The sequence below is a fragment of the Rhizorhabdus sp. P4_G5 genome (assembly GCF_056401065.1).
Genome location: NZ_JBFUKB010000004.1, coordinates 278,111 through 299,844, shown reverse-complemented (window position 1 = coordinate 299,844; position 21,734 = coordinate 278,111). Strand labels below are relative to the sequence as shown.

Annotated in this window: 21 protein-coding genes; 6 read left to right on the top strand and 15 right to left on the bottom strand. The window is 61.4% G+C overall.

Annotated features, from left to right (window positions below):
• Positions 1-9 precede the first annotated feature (9 nt).
• The 11 genes from AC1DQK_RS09660 to AC1DQK_RS09610 all read right to left on the bottom strand — a co-directional run bounded on the left by AC1DQK_RS09660 (position 10) and on the right by AC1DQK_RS09610 (position 11,894).
• Positions 10-1,155 carry a mannitol dehydrogenase family protein gene (locus AC1DQK_RS09660; RefSeq protein ID WP_477869827.1) on the bottom strand — a complete coding sequence of 382 codons (1,146 nt, stop codon included), beginning with the start codon at positions 1,153-1,155 and terminating at the stop codon, positions 10-12.
• Between the two features lie 77 nt (positions 1,156-1,232).
• Complete coding sequence (locus AC1DQK_RS09655) at positions 1,233-3,629, bottom strand: right-handed parallel beta-helix repeat-containing protein (protein ID WP_477869825.1); 2,397 nt, start codon at positions 3,627-3,629, stop codon at positions 1,233-1,235.
• Between the two features lie 124 nt (positions 3,630-3,753).
• Positions 3,754-4,956: a UxaA family hydrolase gene (locus tag AC1DQK_RS09650; protein ID WP_477869823.1), complete on the bottom strand. Its 1,203-nt coding sequence runs from the start codon at positions 4,954-4,956 to the stop codon at positions 3,754-3,756.
• The gene (locus AC1DQK_RS09645) at positions 4,956-5,252 is read right to left on the bottom strand and encodes a UxaA family hydrolase (protein ID WP_477869821.1); all 297 of its coding nucleotides are present in this window, start codon (positions 5,250-5,252) and stop codon (positions 4,956-4,958) included. Before AC1DQK_RS09645 ends, AC1DQK_RS09650 begins: the two co-directional genes overlap by 1 nt.
• The gene (locus tag AC1DQK_RS09640) at positions 5,249-6,283 is read right to left on the bottom strand and encodes an aldo/keto reductase (protein ID WP_477869819.1); all 1,035 of its coding nucleotides are present in this window, start codon (positions 6,281-6,283) and stop codon (positions 5,249-5,251) included. Before AC1DQK_RS09640 ends, AC1DQK_RS09645 begins: the two co-directional genes overlap by 4 nt.
• Positions 6,280-7,173: an amidohydrolase family protein gene (locus AC1DQK_RS09635; protein ID WP_477869818.1), complete on the bottom strand. Its 894-nt coding sequence runs from the start codon at positions 7,171-7,173 to the stop codon at positions 6,280-6,282. Before AC1DQK_RS09635 ends, AC1DQK_RS09640 begins: the two co-directional genes overlap by 4 nt.
• Positions 7,174-7,175: 2 nt before the next feature.
• Positions 7,176-8,027, bottom strand: a complete 852-nt coding sequence (locus AC1DQK_RS09630; RefSeq protein ID WP_477869816.1) for a fumarylacetoacetate hydrolase family protein — start codon at positions 8,025-8,027, stop codon at positions 7,176-7,178.
• On the bottom strand, positions 8,024-9,172 hold the full coding sequence (gene lldD, locus AC1DQK_RS09625) for an FMN-dependent L-lactate dehydrogenase LldD (RefSeq protein WP_477869899.1): 1,149 nt from the start codon (positions 9,170-9,172) through the stop codon (positions 8,024-8,026). The genes AC1DQK_RS09630 and lldD overlap by 4 nt, the downstream gene beginning before the upstream one ends.
• A 7-nt stretch (positions 9,173-9,179) precedes the next feature.
• Positions 9,180-9,911 (bottom strand): SDR family oxidoreductase, encoded by a 732-nt coding sequence (locus AC1DQK_RS09620; RefSeq protein WP_477869814.1) that lies wholly within the window; start codon positions 9,909-9,911, stop codon positions 9,180-9,182.
• Positions 9,908-11,263 carry an L-fucose:H+ symporter permease gene (gene fucP, locus AC1DQK_RS09615; RefSeq protein ID WP_477869812.1) on the bottom strand — a complete coding sequence of 452 codons (1,356 nt, stop codon included), beginning with the start codon at positions 11,261-11,263 and terminating at the stop codon, positions 9,908-9,910. Before fucP ends, AC1DQK_RS09620 begins: the two co-directional genes overlap by 4 nt.
• Before the next feature lie 292 nt (positions 11,264-11,555).
• Positions 11,556-11,894: an L-rhamnose mutarotase gene (locus tag AC1DQK_RS09610; RefSeq protein WP_477869810.1), complete on the bottom strand. Its 339-nt coding sequence runs from the start codon at positions 11,892-11,894 to the stop codon at positions 11,556-11,558.
• 66 nt (positions 11,895-11,960) lie between these two features.
• Here AC1DQK_RS09610 and AC1DQK_RS09605 point away from each other — a divergent pair, with 66 nt between their 5' ends.
• The 4 genes from AC1DQK_RS09605 to AC1DQK_RS09590 all read left to right on the top strand — a co-directional run bounded on the left by AC1DQK_RS09605 (position 11,961) and on the right by AC1DQK_RS09590 (position 15,832).
• On the top strand, positions 11,961-13,040 hold the full coding sequence (locus AC1DQK_RS09605) for a zinc-binding alcohol dehydrogenase family protein (RefSeq protein WP_477869808.1): 1,080 nt from the start codon (positions 11,961-11,963) through the stop codon (positions 13,038-13,040).
• A gap of 92 nt (positions 13,041-13,132) precedes the next feature.
• A complete protein-coding gene (locus AC1DQK_RS09600; RefSeq protein ID WP_477869806.1) occupies positions 13,133-13,957 on the top strand; it encodes an IclR family transcriptional regulator in 825 nt (274 codons plus the stop codon).
• Between the two features lie 567 nt (positions 13,958-14,524).
• Positions 14,525-15,004, top strand: a complete 480-nt coding sequence (locus tag AC1DQK_RS09595; RefSeq protein ID WP_477869804.1) for a VOC family protein — start codon at positions 14,525-14,527, stop codon at positions 15,002-15,004.
• Positions 15,005-15,055: 51 nt separating this feature from the next.
• The gene (locus tag AC1DQK_RS09590) at positions 15,056-15,832 is read left to right on the top strand and encodes a glutathione S-transferase family protein (protein WP_477869802.1); all 777 of its coding nucleotides are present in this window, start codon (positions 15,056-15,058) and stop codon (positions 15,830-15,832) included.
• Between the two features lie 316 nt (positions 15,833-16,148).
• Here the strand turns inward: AC1DQK_RS09590 and AC1DQK_RS09585 are convergent, their stop codons facing one another.
• Positions 16,149-16,592, bottom strand: coding sequence for a nuclear transport factor 2 family protein (locus AC1DQK_RS09585; RefSeq protein ID WP_477869801.1), 444 nt, complete (start codon positions 16,590-16,592; stop codon positions 16,149-16,151).
• 160 nt (positions 16,593-16,752) lie between these two features.
• On the opposite strand from AC1DQK_RS09585, the gene AC1DQK_RS09580 reads away from it, so the two are divergent.
• Both AC1DQK_RS09580 and AC1DQK_RS09575 read left to right on the top strand, forming a co-directional pair.
• The gene (locus AC1DQK_RS09580) at positions 16,753-17,517 is read left to right on the top strand and encodes an SDR family oxidoreductase (RefSeq protein WP_477869799.1); all 765 of its coding nucleotides are present in this window, start codon (positions 16,753-16,755) and stop codon (positions 17,515-17,517) included.
• Positions 17,518-17,619: 102 nt separating this feature from the next.
• On the top strand, positions 17,620-18,273 hold the full coding sequence (locus AC1DQK_RS09575; RefSeq protein ID WP_477869797.1) for a TetR/AcrR family transcriptional regulator: 654 nt from the start codon (positions 17,620-17,622) through the stop codon (positions 18,271-18,273).
• Between the two features lie 15 nt (positions 18,274-18,288).
• On the opposite strand, the gene AC1DQK_RS09570 is transcribed toward AC1DQK_RS09575, so the two are convergent.
• The 3 genes from AC1DQK_RS09570 to AC1DQK_RS09560 form a co-directional block, all read right to left on the bottom strand.
• Positions 18,289-18,693: a nuclear transport factor 2 family protein gene (locus AC1DQK_RS09570; protein WP_477869795.1), complete on the bottom strand. Its 405-nt coding sequence runs from the start codon at positions 18,691-18,693 to the stop codon at positions 18,289-18,291.
• Positions 18,690-20,345 (bottom strand): FAD-binding protein, encoded by a 1,656-nt coding sequence (locus tag AC1DQK_RS09565; protein WP_477869793.1) that lies wholly within the window; start codon positions 20,343-20,345, stop codon positions 18,690-18,692. Before AC1DQK_RS09565 ends, AC1DQK_RS09570 begins: the two co-directional genes overlap by 4 nt.
• A 75-nt stretch (positions 20,346-20,420) precedes the next feature.
• On the bottom strand, positions 20,421-21,665 hold the full coding sequence (locus tag AC1DQK_RS09560) for a cytochrome P450 (RefSeq protein WP_477869791.1): 1,245 nt from the start codon (positions 21,663-21,665) through the stop codon (positions 20,421-20,423).
• Positions 21,666-21,734: the final 69 nt, after the last annotated feature.

Genomic DNA, 21,734 nt, shown 5'->3' with positions numbered 1-21,734 from the left:
ATGATCTAGTCACGAGACCGGCGCTCCCGCATGGCTCGCGAGCTTGGCGAGCTCAGGCATGGCCGGCGGGTTTGCGGCGGCGCTTACCCAGCAGAGAAATTCGCCAACTCGCTTCGCAAGCTTTGCATCGTGATCGTTTGCTATGTCAGCGATCCGATGGGCGAGGAAGGGATTGCGGAAGCGCGCCATTGTCTGCAGGACGTATGCGGCCGCTTGGTCACCCAGCCCATGCGCGGCAAAACCCGGGACCACTTCCGACACAAATATACGACTTAAGGCGTCTGCCGTGTCCAGGTCGTCAAGCGCCGCGCGCACTATCATCTCGACCGGACGACCTGAATCGATCCAGCGCTGCGCCAACCAGCTATGGCCAAGATTGAGGATGTGCAGCTTGAGACGTTCATAGTGTTCAAGGTTGTCGGTCAACACCACATCGGGATGAGCGAACGGCATCGACAAGCCCGGCTGCTTTTCAACGGCCCATAGCGCGTAGGGCTCCGCGACAGCGCCCACAGGCTCGATAGGCTCCGATACGATCCGGTCGACCAGGCTGTTTACCCAAACACAGTCCTGTTCGAGCCAATTGCGGAAAGAATTGTCGACACCGATTTCGCCCGCAAAATCCACGATGATCCGCTTGAGTGTGTCGCCGTTGCGCTGCACGAGTTCACACGGAAGCATCGTCAGCGGTTCGAAATTGCCGTGACGCCACCGTGCGTACATCAGCGCCAGCAGGATCGCGGGGAACGACTTTGGCGCATATTCACCCTCGACAACAGCGAGCGACCTATCCACATTGGCGACGCGATAGCCGCCATCGCCCACATTGGAGAGGACGGCAGTCGCGCTTGTGGTGAACAGCCTTACAAGGTCCTGCCAGTCGCGCGACGCCGCCATGCCGCGGCTTACACTAGTAACCGTGACCGTCCGATCTATCTTCAGCCCGTCTCTCCCGAGCCCGCGAATAACGACCGGATACCCGCCGGGCTGTCCAAATGCGGCGACGCGCGCCGCGCGGGCTGCGTCACCGCTGGTCTGGACTACGACAATTTCCGGAACATCCTGCCCAGCCTCCGCCGCTTCGGAGGCGAACAGATCGACATGCGCCTGAAGGAACCTGCTGGTGCCGAACTGTATGAGACAAGCGTCTGTCATTATTGAACCCTATGACGTCGCACGCCTGTGTCTGCACTCGGGCGGACGCGCTCAGAAGCGACTGGAAGCTGCCTTTTCTAATGAAAAGAGAGCGTAAGGCGTTGCGATTGTTGGTTGCGAAACACATCGACGATTATCGATCCCTGCCACCGGCGCCCCTGCGCGGCGGTGATGAAGGCTGCTGCCGTCTTGACGTCCTGCCCGGGGGCTTCAGCCGACCCGACGATGGCACGGATAACGTCGCCGCTCTTGAGACCTGCGGCCGCGGCCGCGCTGCCCGGCTCCACGGTCAAGACAAGCACGCCGAAGATATCCGGCAGGCCTGCCGCCGACTGCTCGCCCAGAGTCTGGACCGATTTGACGGTCATTCCGGCAAAGGGGCGCGGTGTTTCAAGCTGGTTCGCGGCAGGGGCGAGCACCGGCTCCGGCAGTCTCGGCCTCTCCGCCATCGCGCGCAACCGGGGATCGCGAACGCCGAAGTCGTCCATGCGGAAGTTACGGAAACCGATGCGCAATGCCGGCACGTCCGCAGCGACCGAGTAATTGCCACGTGCCGGTGCGACGAATTTGGGATTGCCCGCCACCGAATGACTGTCGGTGCCATTTTCCTGCGCAAGCTTGAGATCCGCAGCCGTCGCGAAGAAATTGTAATCGACCAATTTTCCCCAGCTCTTCATGAGGATAGGCTGATAAGCCGCCATAACAATGTTCCGAGTGAATACATCCTCGCTGTTGGCGAACCACACGTGCGGGTGAAAGGTATTGTTAAGCATTATGTTGTTGCGCGCTGTACGATCGAAACCCTCACGAAACTTCAGCCCGCCCATCAGCATGAGATTGTCCTCGATCAGGTAGTTCGAGGATCCATCGTCCAGATCGATATCCCAGCCATGATCGCAGTGGAACCGATTGTGGCGAAGCACGATCGTTTCGCGAGCATCAAGCTTGACGAGCGATCGCTCGGCCATCGTTCGGCGATCCATCTCTGCGCGATCGGAATGCCAGAAACGGTCGCGTCCCCAGCTATTGTAGGCGCCGTGATCGCCGCTCTCGCGCACAGTATCAAATACGTCGTTATTGGTGATCTGGTGACCACCCCAAGTGCCGTCACCCACGTTGATTCCGGCGCGGGGAGCGCGGTAAATGCTGTTATGATCGACGGTGATACGCGCCGACATCGCGATCTGCACGGCCGCCGACTGTTTCTCAACCAGTCCGGTATCGTGGATCAAATTGTCTTCCGCGATGCTGTCGGCAGGATAGTCGTCGGTCTTAGGTCCGGGCGTCCGGTCGATGCTATCGAGAGGCGCGTTCTCGTTGTATTCAAACAAGGGCGTCCGCACCGCCGTGGGAAGCCCGACAAAAGCGATTGCGCTGGCGCCTATGCGGGCGATCAGGTTACGCCGGATCACAACCTGGCGCGCGTGACCGCTGACGACGATAGCGTTGCCGCCAAGATCCTGAAAATCGCTGCCCTCGACCGTTACCCGATCAGCGTCTGCAATCAACACTGCCCCGCCGCGATGAAACATCCAGTCCGACCGCAGCAGGGGTTCGGTGGTCTTCATGTAGGTTGGCTCGGTAGCGCGGAAGGCCAGCCCGGAAACACGAATGTCGTGCACGGGCGCGCCGGATTTGCCGACCACCCGGATCAACTCTTCCGATTCTCCTGCACGAAACCCCGTTCGGGGAGGARGCGGACCGTTACCCTCAGGCTTGAAATAGAGATAGCCCGCGTTCTGGTCGTAATACCATTCAGCCGGGGAATCGAGTTCCTCGCGCACGTTCTCGACGAACCGTTCGTTCAAACTGGGCGGTGCAGCCCGGTTATTACCGACCGCCGACGCGTAACGCAGCGTCCCATCGGGATTTTTACCGAGGATCGGCACATGCACGTCACCCCAGCGGCTACCGTGCAGGGCATGTAATACCGCACCAGCGGGATTGGACCACCGCGCCACCCGCTCGGCGGAGGTTGCATCCGCCGATACACCTCCGAATGGCAGCTTCGCGGGATCGTAATTGGGATAACGGGCAAGGATCAGCGCCTTGTCGCCCAGCCACAGTCGCATGAACGGCCTGGTCTTGAGCTGGGCGCGCCAGACCCCATCCGCCTGACGCTCCCACGACAACTTCGGCAGATCGCGTGCGCCAGTCAATTCCACGCGGGCGCCGGCTGCGGCCTCGATGGTGAAGGGCGCGGCGGGCGTGCCGGATAGCGCGGCATCGATTACAATGGGTGCGCCCAGAGCATAACGACCGGCGGCGAGACGGATGATCCGAATGCGCGCTTTGCGGGCATCGGCGAGCGCTTGGGTGAGTTCAGCGGTAGAGCGGACCGGCCGTACCGATTGCGCCCCAGGTTTGGCCACGAGCGCGAATGCCGCTGGCGCATTAGCACATGCGAGAACAAACAACCCAAGGGTGAACGCGCTGATCTGCCGAGAGAGCATCTTGGCTCCTTTCACGTCCATACTGTCATAGTTTTATATATGATTTAATAATATCAAAATATGCAAAAGATGGAAAGTGCAAACCAGCGCCTTGTCCAGCATTGCGTCGTGCGCTTAAGCAAACTGCGCAATCACGTCGCGCCGGTCAGGCGCACTCCTTCGGGCGCGCAGGCGCAGATGCCTTGTAGGTGAGCACGAATTCGCAGTGCCCCAGAGCCTCAGACTTGGTCTGGCTACCCGCAGCGACCGCGAGTACGAGATCGTAAATTTCCTGGCCTACATCCTCCAGCGTACCCCGGCCGTCGAGGATGCGGCCGGCGTCGACATCCATGTCGCCTTCCATGCGACGATAGGTTGCCGGGTTGGCGCAGACCTTGATAACCGGCGATATCGCCGATCCCACGACAGAACCGCGACCGGTGATGAATATGTTGACGTGAGCACCGCTTGCGATCAGCTCGCCGATTTCCGCATTGTCAACGATGTTGGGGAAACCGAATTTGGGATCGCCCGGAGGCACAACGTCCAGCAGGTAGAGGCCAGGGCCGGGCACCGGCTCGGCCGGATCGATCACCCCGTCAATCGGCCGACTGCCTGACTTTGCATAGGCACCGGCGGACTTTTCCTCCTGGCTCGACAAACCACCCTCGGCATTACCCGGCGCGAAGCTGCCATATCCCATGGCGCGGTAATAGACTTCAGCCTTTTGTACCGAGGCGATCAGAGCGTCAGCGACTTCGGGTGTGGAGGCGCGGCTGGCCATATGACTTTCGCAGCCGATCATTTCCCCGGTTTCCTCGAATACACAGCTGGCGCCCGCATCGATGAACGCATCGAACGCCCGCCCCACGGCCGGATTGCCGGTAATGCCGCTGGTCCCGTCTGACCCGCCGCAGATCGTGCCGATAACAAGATCCGACACGGCCATAGGCACACGTACCGCGCGGCGATCCGCTTCCGCGCGCACACGCTCCACCGCCGCAATGCCCTCGGTAATCGCGGGGCCGGTGCCGCCGGCGTGCTGTATCACCACGGTTTCGACCGGACGCGAATGCTCCATTGCATTGCGCGCCAGTGCCTCGCGATTGAAGCTCTCGCATCCCAGCGACAGGAGAACGACGCCGCCGACATTCGGATGCGTCGTCAGCGCCTTCATCATGTTCAAGGCGTAGTCGTTGGGATAGCAGCCGGGAAAACCTATCAGTTGCACCCGCGGATCATCGATCCGGTCAACGATCCGGCGTGCCACATGGTGCGCGCACTCCACAAGATAGACCACTACGATGGCGTCGCGGATGCCCTTTCGGCCATCTTGACGTAGCCAACCCTCGAACGGGACGTGGTTCATTACTGGGTTCCTGTCGCGTCTCTCAGATGCGCCGAAATATAGTCGCTCTGCATATTGTGGATGTGAACCCAGCTACCCGCGGGAATAGCTTGGGATGCCGACCCGATCGGCACGCCATATTTCACTATCTTATCTCCAGATTTCAAGAGTAAGATTGAAATCTTATGTCCAAGGTCGATAGAATCGAGTGCGATCACCGACGCGCCGTCTATCGCGATCGTTTCGCCTGCGGTTATCGGCCGGCAACAAACCGCGACGTTATCGTCAGGTGACAATCGAATTGCCGCGGCGCTCATGCTCCATGTCCCGGTAGCGGCGCGTCGGCGCGAACAAGTTTCTCGTGGGCGACTTCTGCCCAGAAGGATGCCGAAATTTGCTCCCGGTAAAGCTCCACGGTATTGGCAACCCGGCGCGCGCTGCCTATCCCCGGGATGACGCTGGCGACGAGCGGATGAGCGAGCGCGAATGCGAGTGCGGCGGCAGGAAGATTGACCCCGTGGCGATCAGCAACTGCCTCAAGGCGGCGAACGCGGTCGATAACGTGGTCCGGCGCAGGGCCATAATCATAGTGGATCGTGCCCTCGCGCCGGGTGCCCGTCGCAAGAATGCCGCTGTTGTAGGGGCCGCCGATCACAATGGAGGTTCCCGCCGCCTCGCAGGCCGGGAACAGGGCGTCAAGCGCATCCTGTTCGAGCAGTGTATACCGTCCGGCTAGCAGAATTGCGTCCAGCCGCACCTCGGCCATGACGTCCAGACACACCTGAATTTCATTTACGCCGATGCCGAAGCCCGAAATTGCCTTGCTGTCGCGCAGTTCTTCGAGCGCCCTCAATCCACCGCCCGTCGTGAGTTGCCGCCAGTATTCGTCATTGGCATCGCCGTGCGTGTAGCGGCCAATGTCGTGCACATAGAGCAGGTCGATGCGCGGCAGGCCAAGACGCTGAAGGCTGTGTTCGTAACTGCGCGATATCCCGTCATAGGTATAGTCGTAGCGCATCATGAACGGCATAGGTGAACGGAAGCCATCCCGATCGCGGTCGTCCACCACGGTGGAATCCGGCATCATCAACCGGCCGACCTTGGTCGACAGCACAGTGTCAGGCTTCAACCGGAGCGCGTCGCCGACGCGTCGTTCGGATAAACCCCGGCCGTAGTGCGGTGCGGTGTCGACATAACGCAGCCCTGCCTCCAGAGCCGCATCAATGGCGGCCCGCGCATCAGCGTCCAACACCGGTGTATAGAGATTCCCGAGAGACGCGGCTCCGAAGCCCAGCTCCGGAACATTTAGGCCGGTTGACCCCACTGGACGGCGAGCAATGACAGTCACAGGTCAAGTTCCAATCGATAAATGCGGTTAGCGTTGCGAGCCCAAAGCTTCGCCCGCTCGTCGTCGGACAAACCCTGGAGAATTTCCTCATATGCACTGAGGGTCCGATCGAGCGGGGCAAACAGGCGGTCGGTCGGGAAGTTACTGGCAATCATCACCCGGTCCGTACCGAACAGATCCACCACCTCCGCGATGATCGGCGAGAAGGCAACGGGATCAAACGGCGCAGCAATGAAGCCGGCCCCGGAAAGCTTGATCGAAACCTGCGGCATAGCGGCAAGCGCCGTCAATCCGGTACGCCATGCGCCGAGCCCATCAGACAATATCGGCAGGCCCAGATGATTCACAATTACTGGCACATCAGGATGAGCTGCCGCCGTCTCAATCAGTCCGCCTAGCTGCTGCGGAAAACCATGGAAGTCGAAACTGAGCCCATATTGCGCCAACAGACCGAAGCCACGCCGCCACGCCAGATCGCGTGTAAGGTCGCTGGCGTAGGTCTGCCGCGATGGGTCGGGATGCCAGTTCACGAGATGGCGTATCCCGCACACGCGCGGCCGCGCGGCCTGTCGGGCGAGCAGGTTATCGACATCGGGATGGTTTAGCTCAACCCGTGCGACTATTGCCGTTGGCAGCCCTTCGGTGTCTGCAATCTGGTTAAGCCAGTCAGTTTCACGCTCACCGTCGTCAGGATGCGCGCCGGCATCGACATGCACAGCACCCACGAGATTCCACGCGGCGGCGGCAAGTCGATGGTCGGCAAAACTATAGCTTCCGGCAATCGGCGCACTGGCAGGTTCGTCCAGCCAGGGATAGCGCAATTGCGCTGCGCCACCCAAGGCCCTGTCCCACAGGTGCAGGTGAGCATCGACGAACGGCGGGTGGCTCATCGTCAGCTCTGCGTCTGCGCAACGAACTCCTGACGTTGCTCGCCAAGCTTTTCTATTCCAAGCGTAACAACGTCACCCGCCTTCAGATACCAAGGTTCGGGCTTCTGCCCCAGCCCTACGCCGGGCGGCGTACCGGTTGTAATGATATCGCCCGGCTCCAGCATCATAAATTGCGAGCAGTAGCTGACGAGCTCGGCCACCGAAAAGATCATTGTGCGCGTGTTGCCGTCCTGAACGCGCTTGCCGTTAACATCGAGCCACATCGCAAGATTCTGCGGATCGCCAACCTCATCGGCCGTAACCAGCCACGGGCCGACAGGGCCGAACGTCGGAAAGCCCTTGCCCTTGTCCCATGTCGTGCCGCGTTCCATCTGCCAGTGCCGTTCGGACACATCGTTGATCGTGCAATAGCCGGCGACGTAGGAAAGCGCATCGCTCACCTCGACATATTGCGCGCGAGTGCCGATCACAACGCCCAGCTCTACTTCCCAGTCGGTTTTTTCCGAGTTGCGCGGGAGCATTACGGGGTCGTTCGGCCCCTGCAGGCAGCTAACCCACTTGTTGAAAACTACGGGCTCTTCCGGGATCGGGAGGTTCGATTCCGCCGCATGATCGGCATAGTTGAGGCCAATTGCGACAAACTGGCGCGTACCCGCAACGGGTACGCCATATCGCGGTGCGCCTTCGACGAGGGGCAGGGTATCCGGGTTTATGGCGGCCAGCCGTGCGAGCGAAGCCGGAGACAGGGTTTCGCCCGTGATATCGGCAACTTCGGTAAGCGCACGAATTCGGCCCTGATTGTCGATAAGTCCAGGGCGCTCCGCACCGGGGGCACCATAGCGGCAAAGCTTCATGTGTTGTCCTTCGTAGATACGAGTATGGATTGGTCGATTTTCGAAACGGCGTTCACGCCCGTCAGGGTCATCGCGACGCGCATTTCCTTCTCAATGAGATTGAGCAACCGGGTAACCCCGGCCTCTCCGCGGGCAGCCAGCGCATACAACCACGCACGACCAAGCAGGACGCCATGCGCGCCCAGCGCCAGCATCCGCACAACGTCGAGTCCCGACCTCACGCCGGAATCGGCCAGGATCGTCAGCCGATCGCCCACCGCATCGGCAATCGCCGGTAGCGCACGCGCACTCGACAGCACACCGTCAAGCTGACGCCCGCCGTGATTGGAGACGACAACGCCCTGGGCGCCCAAAGCCGCAGCCGAACGCGCATCGTCAGGTTCAAGAATACCTTTGATGATCAGCGGTCCATCCCAGGCATCCCTGATCCACTCCAGATCCCGCCACTGGATCGATGGGTCGAAGTTCGCGCCGAGCCAACCGATATAATCGTTCATGCCGCTGGCATTGCCCAAGACAGGTGCAAGGTTGCCAAGCCGATGGGGCCGCCCGCGCAAACCTACATCCCACGCCCATTTGGGACGGAACATGGCCTGAATTACGCGGCGCAACGCTGCATAGGGACCAGACATCCCGGAATGGGCATCGCGGTAGCGCGCGCCCGGCACCGGCATGTCTACGGTGAACACCAGCGCTTCGGCGCCCTGCTCCTTCGCCTTGGCCAAAAGATCGAGCATGAAACCGCGATCTTTCAAGACGTAGAGCTGAAACCAGAGCGGACCGTCACTGGCACGGCGGACTTCTTCCATGCCACACAAGCCCACGGTGGAAAGCGTGAACGGCAACCCGCGGGCGTTGGCCGCCCGGGCCGCCAGCGTCTCGCCGCGCCGACGATACATGCCAGCGATTCCGACCGGCGCTAGCGCCACCGGAAGCGGCATTTTCCGGCCGAAAAGCGTCGTCGAGAGATCCATCGTCGCCACGTCGCGCAAAACCCGCTGCCGAAGAGCTATGTCGGAAAGATCGGCGATATTGCGGTGCAACGTCCGCTCGGCATAAGAGCCTCCCTCCGCATAATCGAACAGGAAGCGCGGCAGCCGCGCCCGTGCTGCCGCGCGAAAATCGGTCGTGGAAGCGATCGTCACCATGGCATCAGGCCATACACCAGCCGCCGTCGATGACGTGCAACTGCCCCGTGGTATAGGCGCTATCGTCCGATGCGAGGTAAAGCGCCAGTGCTGCGACCTCTTCCGCTGTGCCAAGACGACCCATTGGCTGGCGCGCAATGAATGCCGCGCGTGCCTTGGCTTCATCCCCCGTCGCGGCCAACCGCTCATCGAGCGAGGGAGACTGGACCGTCCCGGGACAGATGGCATTGCACCGAATGCCCTTCCCAACATAATCCACTGCAACGGAGCGTGTTATTCCGGCAACCGCGCCCTTTGACGCGCAATAGGCGTAACGGTTGGCCACCCCGATCAAGGCGCCGGCGACAGAAGCCATATTGATGATGGATCCGCCACCGCGTTCGATCATCGCGGGAAGCATAGCCGTGAGCATATGCGTGATCGCATGCACGTTGAGATCGAACGACAGGTCATAGCCGCAATCGGCTGTATCGAGCAGCACCCCTGCATCGACGTAGCCCGCGCAGTTGAACAGCACATCCACCCCGCCGGCAACAGCGCCAAAGTCGGCAATCGCGGCACGGTTCGCAAGGTCGACAACATGGATCGAGCATCCGGTCAAATCGGCTAGCGCGTCCGCGTTGCGATCCAGAGCGAGGACCTCCGCTCCTTCGGCGGCGAACAATTCAGCGGCGGCCCGGCCGATGCCCTGCCCGGCTCCGGTCACAACCGCACGTTTACCTTCCAATCGCTTCATAAAACTCTCTTTACTAAATCACGCCGAGTGGGCCGTGCGGTCCGGTCAGTCGCCCGACGCGCGTAGATCGCGAACAGGCAGACGACGACGAAGCAGGCGGCGGGCACGAGTGTTGCTCGGGTTATACTGGAGATGTCCGATACGAGGCCCATCGCTGCGGTCAGGGCGGCACCGCCAATGATCGCCATCACGATCAATGATGACCCCGCCTTACGCAGAGGCCCAAGCCCTTCGACACCGAGCGCGAAGATCGTCGGGAACTGGATTGACATGAACAGGCTGGCCGCGACGAGCGCGTAAAGCCCACCCAATCCGCCCACAATCCCGGCATATGCCGACAGTGCAGCGGAAATTACGGAGAAAATTATCAAAAGATTAACTGGGGAGACTCGCGACATCAGGGCTGTGCCGACGAAGCGGCCACCGGCAAAAAGCACCAGCGAGACGAAGAGGGCGTCGGCACCCGCCCGCTCCCCGAAGCCCGCGTTCGCCTGTGCATAGCGGATCGTGTAACTCCATAACCCGACCTGCGCACCAACATAGAAGAACTGAGCGGCCACGGCAGCCATCAGTCGGGGACGACGAAACACGGCGGTGAATGGAACATGCTCTCCATCATCGTCGTCTACCGAGCCGCCATGCGCATCAATGGTGCCACGCGGAAAGGGAACCAGGATGGCAGCCAGCGCGAACATCAGGACGACCGCCGCAATTGCCAAATATGGCATCACGACTGCCTGTATTTCCGTGCGATAAAACGCTTCACGCGCTGCCTCACTCATTGCGGCAAGGGTGCGCTCGTCATGCTCCATGCCTGACAGAATAAAATTACGGCCGACCAGAATACCGGCAATCGCCCCGAGCGGATTGGCCGCCTGCGCGAAGTTCAGGCGCCTCGTTGCAGAACGCGGATCGCCCAACTCCGTGATCAGGGGATTAGCGGAGGTTTCCAGAAAGGCGAGGCCACATGCGATCACGAACAAGGCAAGCAGGAAGAGCTGGTACATCCCCGCAATTGCCGCCGGATAAAATAGCAGCGCCCCGGAGCCATACAGAGTCAATCCGGTTACGATGGCGGATTTGTATCCAAAGCGCCTCATGACTGCCGACGCTGGAACCGCAAAGAGGAAATAGCCAAGGTAGAAGACTTGCTGGACGAAGCTTGTCCCGAAATCCGACAAAGCGAATGCCTTGCGGAACTGAGCGATCAGAATGTCATTGAGATTGTTGGCCATGCCCCAAAGGAAGAACAGGGACACGGTAATGACCAACGCCGCCGTGAAGCTGCGACCAGCGTCGGCGGCATTGAGGCGCGGACCGCCGCCGGTCATGTTGGTTGGTGACAAGGCCATTAAAGTTCCTCCATCCGGTGCGCGCGATGTGCCCGTCGATGGCAAATGGGGCATGCCGGATGGCGTGCGATACAGCTCGGATCAGCGCGGTGAGCGACCCTGTTTTGTCCAGACACCACCATTCTCCCGAACATGCCTTATTGGTATCATATATAGTTTTATAATATCATATACGATATTGTCAACCGCCTTTGGCCCTGAGCATGTCATCTGACGCGCGGGAGCGATATCGGACCTGACCGCCCTCTACGCACTCCAGGCCCGCATCGCGGCACCGGTGCGCGCAGCAGCCTTACTGCTCCTCCATCGCGAATATCCGCTGCATCGGTCGCCACTTTTCACCGTCGGCCGCGCTCCGAAGCGGGTGCTGAAACCGGTCCATGACACTTTCCCACCGGCCATCCACCTCAGCCTGCGATGGATCGAGCGGTATGGGCCATGCGTCGGAAACTTCTGCGACCATGAACAATCGATCATCCACCCGCCAGATTTCCATGTTCAGAAAACCCTTCGCGCGAATACCTGCAATGACTTCCGGCCACACGGCGCCGGGGGCATGAGCAGCCTCATAAGCCGCAACAAGCTCGGCGTCGTCCACCAGGTCCAAGGCAAAGCATTTTCGCTGGCTCATCACTTCTCTCCAAACTTCATTCTGCATTTTTGTTGCATATATGATAGTAAGGTTGCAAGCATCTGTATGCGCGCGCCCAAGGCAAGCTTCCGGCGCCACAAAATCCAGCGACTATTGGAACGTGAGGACCATATGAAGGCACTAGTATGCGTCGGACCGAACGAGGTTCGCATCGAAGAGCGGGAAAATCCCAAGGCAGGGCCGGGAGAGGTATTGCTGCGCATTCGCCGTGTGGGCGTTTGCGGCACCGACTTTCACATATTCACCGGCAACCAGCCCTTCTTTTCCTACCCGCGACTGATCGGCCACGAACTGGCCGCGGAAGTTATAGAAACCCCTTTTGAAAGTGGGCTAAGGGTAAATGAGATTGTCACGGTCAACCCCTATCTCCCCTGCGGTGAATGCGTTGCCTGCCAGCGCGAGCGACCCAACTGCTGCATGCGTGTGAGCGTATTGGGCGTTCACGCTGACGGCGGCATGACGGAATATCTTGCCGTACCCGCCGCAGCGGTAATCCCCGCCCCCGGGCTCACGCTCGATCAGGCAGCCATGGTAGAGTTTCTCGCCATAGGAGCCCATGCAGTCCGCCGCGCGCAAGTCGCGGGAGGCGCGCGCGTTCTGGTCACCGGTGCTGGCCCAATAGGTATTGGCTGCGCGATGTTTGCCCGTATCGCCAGAGCCGGCTCCGTCACATTGCTCGACAGAAGCGCGACCCGGCTTTCCAAGGCAACCGAAAGCTTCGGTTTTGATTCATGCGTCATAGCGGGCCCCGATGCGTCGGCCGAACTTGCACAAATCACCAACGGCGAAATGTTCGATTATGTTTTCGACGCCACCGGCAGCGCGGCGGCCATGAATGCCGGTCTGGCCCACGTCGCCCACGCGGGCACATATGTTCTCGTGGGGCTGTGCCTCGACAATCTGACATTCGCCGACCCCGAGTTTCACAAGCGGGAGACTACACTGCTCGCCAGCCGGAACGCTTTACACGCAGATTTCGAGCAGGTCATCGAATCTATCCGCAACGGCACTATCCCGACGGACCAGATTCTGACGCATCGCGCGAAGCTCGCAGATCTGGCAGAGGGCTTCCCCGCCCTGCTGGCGGAACACGAAACTGTGCTAAAGGCGGTCGTGACAATCTAAATCCCGCCGCGCGCATCGTATCGTTCGGGCCACGGCCGGTTGGGGCCTTCCGTGGGCGGTCGATTATCGTTAGACCGGCTGTCACAGGAGTGATGTGGGAAAATATGCCAAAGCTGGACAGCGCCACGGTCAATCGAAAGGGAAGCTACAAGGCTCCCGCGCTCGACAAGGCCTTTCTTATAATCGAGTTGCTTGCCAACAATCCGCAAGGTTTGCTGGCAAGCGAGATGGCCGCAGAGCTGGGTCGGTCGCTGGGAGAGTTGTTCCGCATCGTGGTCGTGCTAGAAGAGGCTGGATATCTTCAAAAGTCGAAAGTCAACGACCGCTACACCGTCACCTATAAATTCCTGGATGTCGCTTATCGCGCCACGCCCGCGCGCAAGCTCGTTGTAACCGCGCAGCCTGAGATGCAGTCTTTGGCTGCGGCAATCGGCCAGTCGTGCCACCTGGTGGTGGCGCAGGCTGCCGAAGGTCTGGTAATAGCGCGCGAGGAAAATCCTGGAACGCGCGGCTTTGCTCTGCGTGTAGGCGCTTCGATTGATCTCATACGAGCCTGCTCGGGCAACGTGCTGCTAGCTTTCGTGTCAGAAGAGACCAGCGAGCAAATGATTAGTCGCGCTGCGGCACTGCGGAAAGAACCGATCGGGCAAACGTCGCTGATGCGGCGCCTGAAAGAGGTCCGCGCGCGCGGTCATAACTTGCGAGAAAGCCCGGTCACGCGCGGAGTTACCGATATCAGCTTCCCGATATTCGGGTTTGGCGGAGAGTTGCTGGCGGCGTTGACCGTGCCGTTCCTTGAACTGATTGACGGCTCGCAACTGGTTTCGATTGAGGAAGCGACGGCGGAATTAAAAGAGACTGCCGAAAGAATTTCGATCGCGCTTGGCTGGCAACCGGATCACGCTCTTTCTGACTGAATAGCATGTAACGGCGCCTATTGGGCGCGCATCATCACTTGGCCTCAGCGTCACCGCGAGCCATGGATAGCAAGACTTATCACCGGCTTTGTTGCATAACAAGGTAATGGATTCCCTGGTAGTGTCTCAGTTTGAAATTGGACGGATCGAAGAACCTATTTTTTCGGCGTTGACGGTTCGTGCTGGGCGTAGCGGTCGGAGGGGGCTTGGGATCTGATGCTTCGGCGGCACCATGGTTCTTCCTGGCTTGCGGATCAGGTGTTTTTTTGACTCAGACTGTCGGAACGCCGGTTTACCGTCAGGCCATCTTCAAAATTCCTCGCGCAGACATTTCGTGGGTCAGCCGGCGATCCCGCCGTTGACCGATTGCATCAGGCGGCCGTTGCTCGTCGGGCCGAGAACACTGTTTCTCGCCACGCGGAACAAGCATCCGGCCAGTCCGAACGAAGCTGAGGCTGTCGGTGATCTTGCGGCCATCCGGCGGCTCGAGGCTTAGTCCATCGAGACGATGCCTCTGCGGCATTTTCCCTGGATTCAACTTTGAAAACCGACAGGAGCGGGACCACGATGCTCAATCAGGCAGACCTCTACCATATCGGCATCGTCGTCGATGACTTCGACGCGGCGATGGATCGCTACGGCCGGCAGATGGGGGTGACATGGTCTCCGCTCATCAACGTCACGGTGCAGATCTGGACCCGCGACCATGGCGAGATGGAACTGCATTCCCATGCGATCTATTCCCAGCAGCAGCCGTGCATCGAACTGGTGAAAACGCTGCCCGGCACTTTCTGGACGCCGGCCGAGGGACGGCCGCTGCATCATCTGGGCTACTGGGTCGACGATCTCGCTGCCGCTTCAGCCGATCTGGAAGCGCGGGGCTGCCCGAAGATCGCCTGCGCGCAGCACGACGGCGCGATGATGGGGTTCGCCTATCATGAAATGAAGGACGGGCCTTATATCGAGCTCGTCGACCGCGCGGTCTTCCCGGACTGGCCGGCCTTTCTGGCTGGCCGGATGCAGCATGAGGTCGTCCACAAGGACTGACCTGCCGGTGGCGAAGCGGCGACGCTTCGTCCCGTCATCGAGGAAGGGCCGATGATCACGCTACACGGGATGTTCAGTCCCAACGTCTTCAAGATCGCCCTGATGCTCGAAGAGGCCAGCCTGCCATACCGGACGGAGCATGTCCCGGTGATGTGCGGCGGAAACCACAGGAACGACTTCCTGAAGCTGAACCCCTTGGCCAAGGTTCCGGTGATCATCGATCCGAACGGGCCTCTGGCGGGCCGCGCGTTGTTCGAGAGCGGCGCCATTCTCATCTACCTTGCCGAAAACTACGCCCCTGCCCTCCTGCCGCGGGAAGCGCATGACCCAAGCCGTTGGCAGGTGCTGACCTGGCTCGCGGTCCAGATGGCACTCGCCGGGCCCATGCTGGGGCAGATGAACCATTTCCAGGGACTGCCCGCCGAGAAGGACGGCTATGCCTACGGCCGGTATCGCGACCAGGCGCGGTTCGTCTATGAGCGGATCGACGGGCAGCTTGCGGACAACGCCTATCTGGCCGGCGCGAGCTATTCGATCGCAGACATCGCGATGTATCCCTGGACCGCCTACATGGAACGGCACGGCTTTGCGCCGGACGATTTCAGGCATCTGATGCGATGGCGGTCGGAGATCGACAAACGTCCGGCGACGGCACGCGCGCTCAAGGTCATGATGGCCTTCATGCGGCTCGATGGCGAATCCCTGCAACGCACCACGCCGCAGGACATGGACCGGTTCTACAACCGTTCGGCGCCCGGCCCGGCGATGGACAGCGACGCCTATTTCGCGCTGGGGCCCATGATATCGGCGCGTCCGGCGCCTGGGTGATCCCGCCTCGCGGGCGCGTCGACAAGGGCTTCGCCCCGTTGCCTCCCAATTCCGTCGCTGTGCCGGCCCGCCGGGCGTTACATCGACAGTGGCCTCGACCAGCATGCCGCCTTCGGATCGCGACGCGCACGCTTGGCCTCCGCCGGATAGGCGAGGCCCGTGGCGACTCGCCAAGCTGGACGGGCCGCCTAATGTGCTCTGGTGCTGGGAAATTCCGTTAACGATGCCACCCCTCGTCCCTGCCTGCAGTTGCCGGGATAGGTGCAGGCCCGGCAAACAGCTTGCGTCGTCTTGCCGGGCGAGATGGCGAGACCGCTCAGCGCGGGCGGGTCTCTACCCGCAGCCGGCGCAATTCGACGCTGCGGAACTTCCACGCATCCTCGATCCGTACATAGCGCTCGTGATAATGGCCGTAGCCGTGAAGATAGGCGATCGGGGATGCCGGCGCGTCGTCGAAGAACAGCTCGTCCTCCATCGCCCAGACGCCATGCGCCTCGTCCGGCCCGTCGAAGCCGATCTGCGGCATGTGGCCGAAGTGGATCGTCGCAACTCCCTCGAGCGAGGAGGAGACGCCGGCCCTGACCGCCGCACGGCCGGAAAAAACGAGGCCCGGCCCGTCATCCGGCGCGCTCAGCACGGCATCATCCGCAAAAAGCGTCTCGAACGTGTCCCAGTCCTTGGTGTCGACCGCGCGGAAATAACGCGCCTTGAGTTCGCAAATCGCCACATGGTCCACAAGTTGGTTCAAAGGATCGGTCATGATCGTCAAAGGCCTCTGCTGCCTAAGACTTGCCTATAAGGATTTGCGCAAAGCGCGCACATGCATTCGGACGACGCGCGCGATGCTCCCGCGTGGCAAGGCGACCGCGTTTGAGCCCACCAGGGCGGGCAGCGTCGAGGGTAGTTTGATGAGCAAGACCATGGTCGTGACCGGTTCGGCATCGGGGATCGGCAAGGCGACCGCGGAGCGGTTCCGTCGGCGGGGGCACCGGGTGATCGGGGTCGATCGTCGCGAGGGTGGAGCGGATGACATCGTCGCCGACCTGAGCACGCCGGACGGGCGCGCCGCGATGATCGAGGCGGTCGAGCGCGCATCTCCCCAGGGAATCGATGCCGTCGTGGCTTCCGCGGCGATTGCTAGCGTACCGCAGCCGCACGCCATGATCGCGATCAACTATTACGGCGCGATTGCCACGCTCGAGGGGTTGCGCCCCCTCCTCGCCCGTTCCCCGGCGCCGCGCGCCATCACCTTCTGCTCCACGGCGATGCTGCTGCCGAGCATGGACGAGGGGTTGATCACCGATCTGCTGGAAAAGGACGAGCAGACGGTGCTCGCAAGCCTGACGGCCGATGCAAATGTCTGTTACTGCTCGGGCAAACGCGCGCTCGGGCAGTGGCTGCGCCGCGCGGCCGTTTCGCCGGAATGGGCCGGTTCCGGCATTCTCCTCAATGCGATCGCGCCGGGCGTGATCAACACCCCGATGAACGACATCGTCTTCTCCAGCGAAGAGGGGCGGCGGATGCTCGCCACCTATCAGCCGAACGCCGTCGGCCGCTTCGGCGAGGCCGATGAAGTCGCCGAGGCGGTGGCCTTCCTGGCGGAGTTGGAGGGGAACTACCTCCTCGGGCAGATCCTCTTCACCGATGGCGGCACCGAGGCGCTGCTCAGGCCCATCGCCGTCTGAGCCACGGTTGTCGTGGGAGAGGATCCGGGCCGCCCTCAGGCCGCAAAGCCTCTCCCGCCCCTGTTAAATCCATGCGGTACACCCTAAGGTCCATCCTGACCTATGAGTGATGGATCTCCGACATTAGCCCGCATTCGGCCCGGGCGCGTGAGCGCGACCGAAGCCGCGCGACGTCGCGATCTGTTGCTCGACACTGCCATGGACGAATTCACCACGCATGGCTTCGCCGCGGCAAATCTCGATCGCATCGCCCGCAATTGCCGCATCAGCAAGATGACCATCTACCGCCAGATCGGCGGCAAGGAGAATTTGTTCCTCGAGGCTACTCAGCGCGGCGCGCGGGAGTTGCTGAACAGCTTCCAGGCCATTGTCGACAAGGGCGAGTCCCCGAGGAAAACCATCCTCGCCATCATCCGCCAGTGCCAGCAGGCCAGCGGCGAAACCGATTTCGGATCGCTCCAGATGGCAATTGCGGAATGCCGCTCCTTTCCCGAAATCGCCAACACCATGCTGGAGGACACGCTCAATATCTACCGGCCGGTGGCCGACTATTTCTACGGGATTTGCGCGGGCAGCATTTCCCGCGAACAGGCGCACCGCGAAGCTCTGATCCTCATGAGCATGTCCGTCGGCGGCTTCCTGAAGCTGCTGGGTTCGACCGAGCCGGACAGCGCCGAATGGGCGGAAGACGTCTACCGGATCTTCATGCAGGGCGCCGGCATAACCGAGGCGATGATCGGCGCGGGAGACGACTGAAGGCCTTTTTCGAACTCAGCTTTCCGGAACGGTGGGCGCGTTGACGCGCACGGCGATATGGCGGTGACGAATGCGCCAGCCCTTGTCCGTACGGCAGGCGATATCGGTGTAGGCGACATTGCTGATGGCGCCGCCCACGGTGCTGACCAGCGCGCGCGACAGCATGTCGACCGTCCCATCCTCCCGCAGATCGGCCACGATATTGGAGGCGAGGTGGATCACCTCGGTGCTCAGGGTCTTGCGCCAGAACTCCTTGATCGCCGGCAGGCCGATACAGATACCTCCGCCCACGTCGCTGAAATCGACCGTTGCGTCCTCGGTGAACACTTCGTTCGCGCGGGAAAAGCGACGATCGTCGATCGCATGGGTGTAGAGCCACACCACTTGCTGCAGTTCCGCAAAATCAGCCGCGTCGATCATGATGCCACCTCGCCCTGTTCTCCAGCGGCATGGCGCATCGCCCGCCATGCATAGACCATCGCCGGTCCAAGCGTTCCGCCGGGTCCGGGATAACATCTTCCCATCACGCTGGCGGCGGAATTGCCCGCGGCGTAAAGTCCGGCGATCGGATTGCCGTCGCGATCCATCACGCGGCCATCGCCATCCGTCAGCAAGCCGCCCTTGGTTCCCAGGTCCCCGGGCCAGATGCGTATGGCATAGAAGGGCGGTTTCTCAAGCGTGCCGAGATTGGGATTGGGGCCATGGAAGGGATCGCCCCAGCCATTGTCGAACCGATTGCCGCCGCGCTGGTAGTCCTCGTCCACGCCCTTGCGGGCAAAACCGTTGAAGCGGTCGATCGTGGCGGAAAGCGCGGCGGCATCCAGCCGGGTCTTTCCGGCCAGTTCGCGCAGGCTGGCAGCCTTGATCATGAACCCGCCGTCCAGCCAATCCCGCGGCATCTGGCGCGCCCCGAGATAGGTAAAGGCGTAATTGTCCCGGTGCCGGCTATCCATGATCAGCCAACTGGCCTCGGTGCCGGCATGGTCCAGCATCGCGCGGCCGCAATCGCAATAGGGTTGCGCCTCGTTCAGGTAGCGCTGCGCATGCTGATCGACGATCAGGCTGTGCGGCAGCGACCGTTCCGTGAGCGTCAGGGAATTGGTGCCATCCGGCAGCCGAACCACCGGCATCCACCAGCCTTCCTCCATGAGCGCCGTGTCCGCGCCCAATGCCATCGCCGCCTCGATCGGTTGGCCGGTATCGCCAGGGGCGGTGGTGGTGAATTCTCCGCCCATCGGCTGATAACGGCGACGGAAGGCATCATTGCGAGAATAGCCTCCTGCCGCCACCAGCACGGCCTTGCGCGCCTGCACGCGGACATGCCGCCCGTTGTGACGAAAGAGCACGCTATCCACCCGCCCGTCATGGCGTTCGAACGCCTCGACATCGGCCTCCAGCAGCAGGTCGGCACCGCTCTTTCGGGCCAGCCGCATCAGTTCGCCCATGGTGGCACGCCCGGCCAGCAGGGCCGTCCGGCCAGAGAGCTTCCAGCGCAGCGTGCGCGCGAAGATCCGGGCCAGCGTCCACAAATGGCCGAGCTTGCGAAAGGGTGCGAGCAGGGCCAGAAATTCGTGCCGTTCGAACACCAGCGGAATGGGATGATCCTGCTGCCGCAGGGTCTTGAGGTCCCCGCCCAGCCCGCTCCCGTCGATGATCGGACAAGCGAGGCCCCGGCCCACCTTGGCGCCCGGTAATTGCGGATAATAATCGGGGTAATAGGTGAATTCCCAGCGCATCCCCAGATCGCCGAAATGGGCAACCATCTCGGGGCCGGCATCAATGAAGGCCGCCATGCGCTCGGGTGCTGTCGGCGGACCGCAATCGCCTACCGCATGTGTCAGATAATCCCACGATTCCTCGCGGCTGTCCGCCATGCCGTTTTCGGCCATCAACGGGTGATTGGGCACCCACATGCCACCGCCGGAACAGGCCGTCGTGCCGCCCCATTTGTCGGTCTTTTCCAGGATCAGGACTGACAGGCCAGCATCCGCGGCGGTGATCGCGCCAGCCAGAGCGGCTGCGCCGCTGCCCACCACCACCACATCCACCGCGGACGGGATGCTTCCGGTCATGTATCTCTCCCGCGATCTTTCGCTGCGGGCCTTGTCTGGCACAGCCCCCTGGCGGTGCCCACTCCCATCTACCCGTCAGCCCTGAGTGACGATCAGGGATTCGTAACTCCTGACGAAGCTGTCCTTCAGTTCCGGCTCTTCGGCCAGGTGCAGTTCGGGCAAGCGCGTGACCATCGCCTTGAACATGATGCAGGCTTCCTGCCGGGCCAGCTGGTTGCCCAGACAGAAATGCGGCCCCGCGGCGAAGGCAATGTGGAAATTGTTCTTGCGGGTGATGTCGAACCGGTCCGCTTGCGCGAAGCGGGTGGGATCGCGGTTGGCGGAATTGAGCGCGGCGACCACCGGGGCCCCGGCCGGAATCACATCATCGCCCATGGGCACATCGACAAGTGCCTCGCGCGGCAAGGACCAGTGCGAAGGGCTTTCGTAGCGCAGCATCTCTTCCACCGCCGCGCGCACCAGTTCCGGGTCTTCGCGCAGCAGGCGATACTGGTCCGGGTGCTTGAGCAGGAGGTAGGTGCCGTTCACCACCAGGCTCGCGGTCGTTTCATGGCCCGCCATGATCAGCAGTTGCAGCGTGCCGAGCACTTCCAGCTCGCTCAGCTTGTCGCCCTCGTTCTCCGCGCGGATCAGGACCGAAACCAGATCGTCGGACAGGTTCTTCGAGCGCTGCCGCACCAGATCGCGGAAGTAGTAATAGAAATTGCGCTGCGCATCGCGGATCTTGGCGATCTGTTCCGCGCTCGGCGCATAGGTGCGAGGCGCCCGGACGATCGCATCCGTCCACGCTCCCCACAGGGCGTGGTCTTCGTGCGGCACGCCCATCAATTCGCACATGACCTTTTCCGGCAGCGGAAAGGCCAGGTCTTTCAGGACGTCGAATCGCGGCTTGTCCCGCACCCTGTCGATCAGCTCATGTGTGATCGCCTTTACCCGCGGGATCCACGCAACCACGCTGCTCGGCTTGAAGGCGCCTTCGAGGATATTGCGCATCCGCCTGTGATCGGGCTCGTCCATGTGGATCAGCATGGAGGTAAACGCCCGGCGCGCGTTCTCCAGATCCTGGTCATTCCCGATATCGCCGGTATTGGCGTTGATTTCGGCTTCCGCCTGGCGCGCACGGCTGAAGCGTTCATCGCGATAGACCGCGACGACATCGTCATAACGGGTGACGAAGCGCATATCCCCCGCCGGGGCGACGGGTTCATTGTCCCTCAGCCAGCCCAGCAGCGGATAGGGATCCGAAAAATCCTGATGCCTGGCAAGCAACTCCCCGGCCGTGCCGAACGGATGGCCTGCTTCGGCAGAAAGATTACCCATCACATCCCTCGCGATTCTGAGTTGCGCATCCAATGATACTGGTTAGTATCGAAATCAAGGAAAATGTGA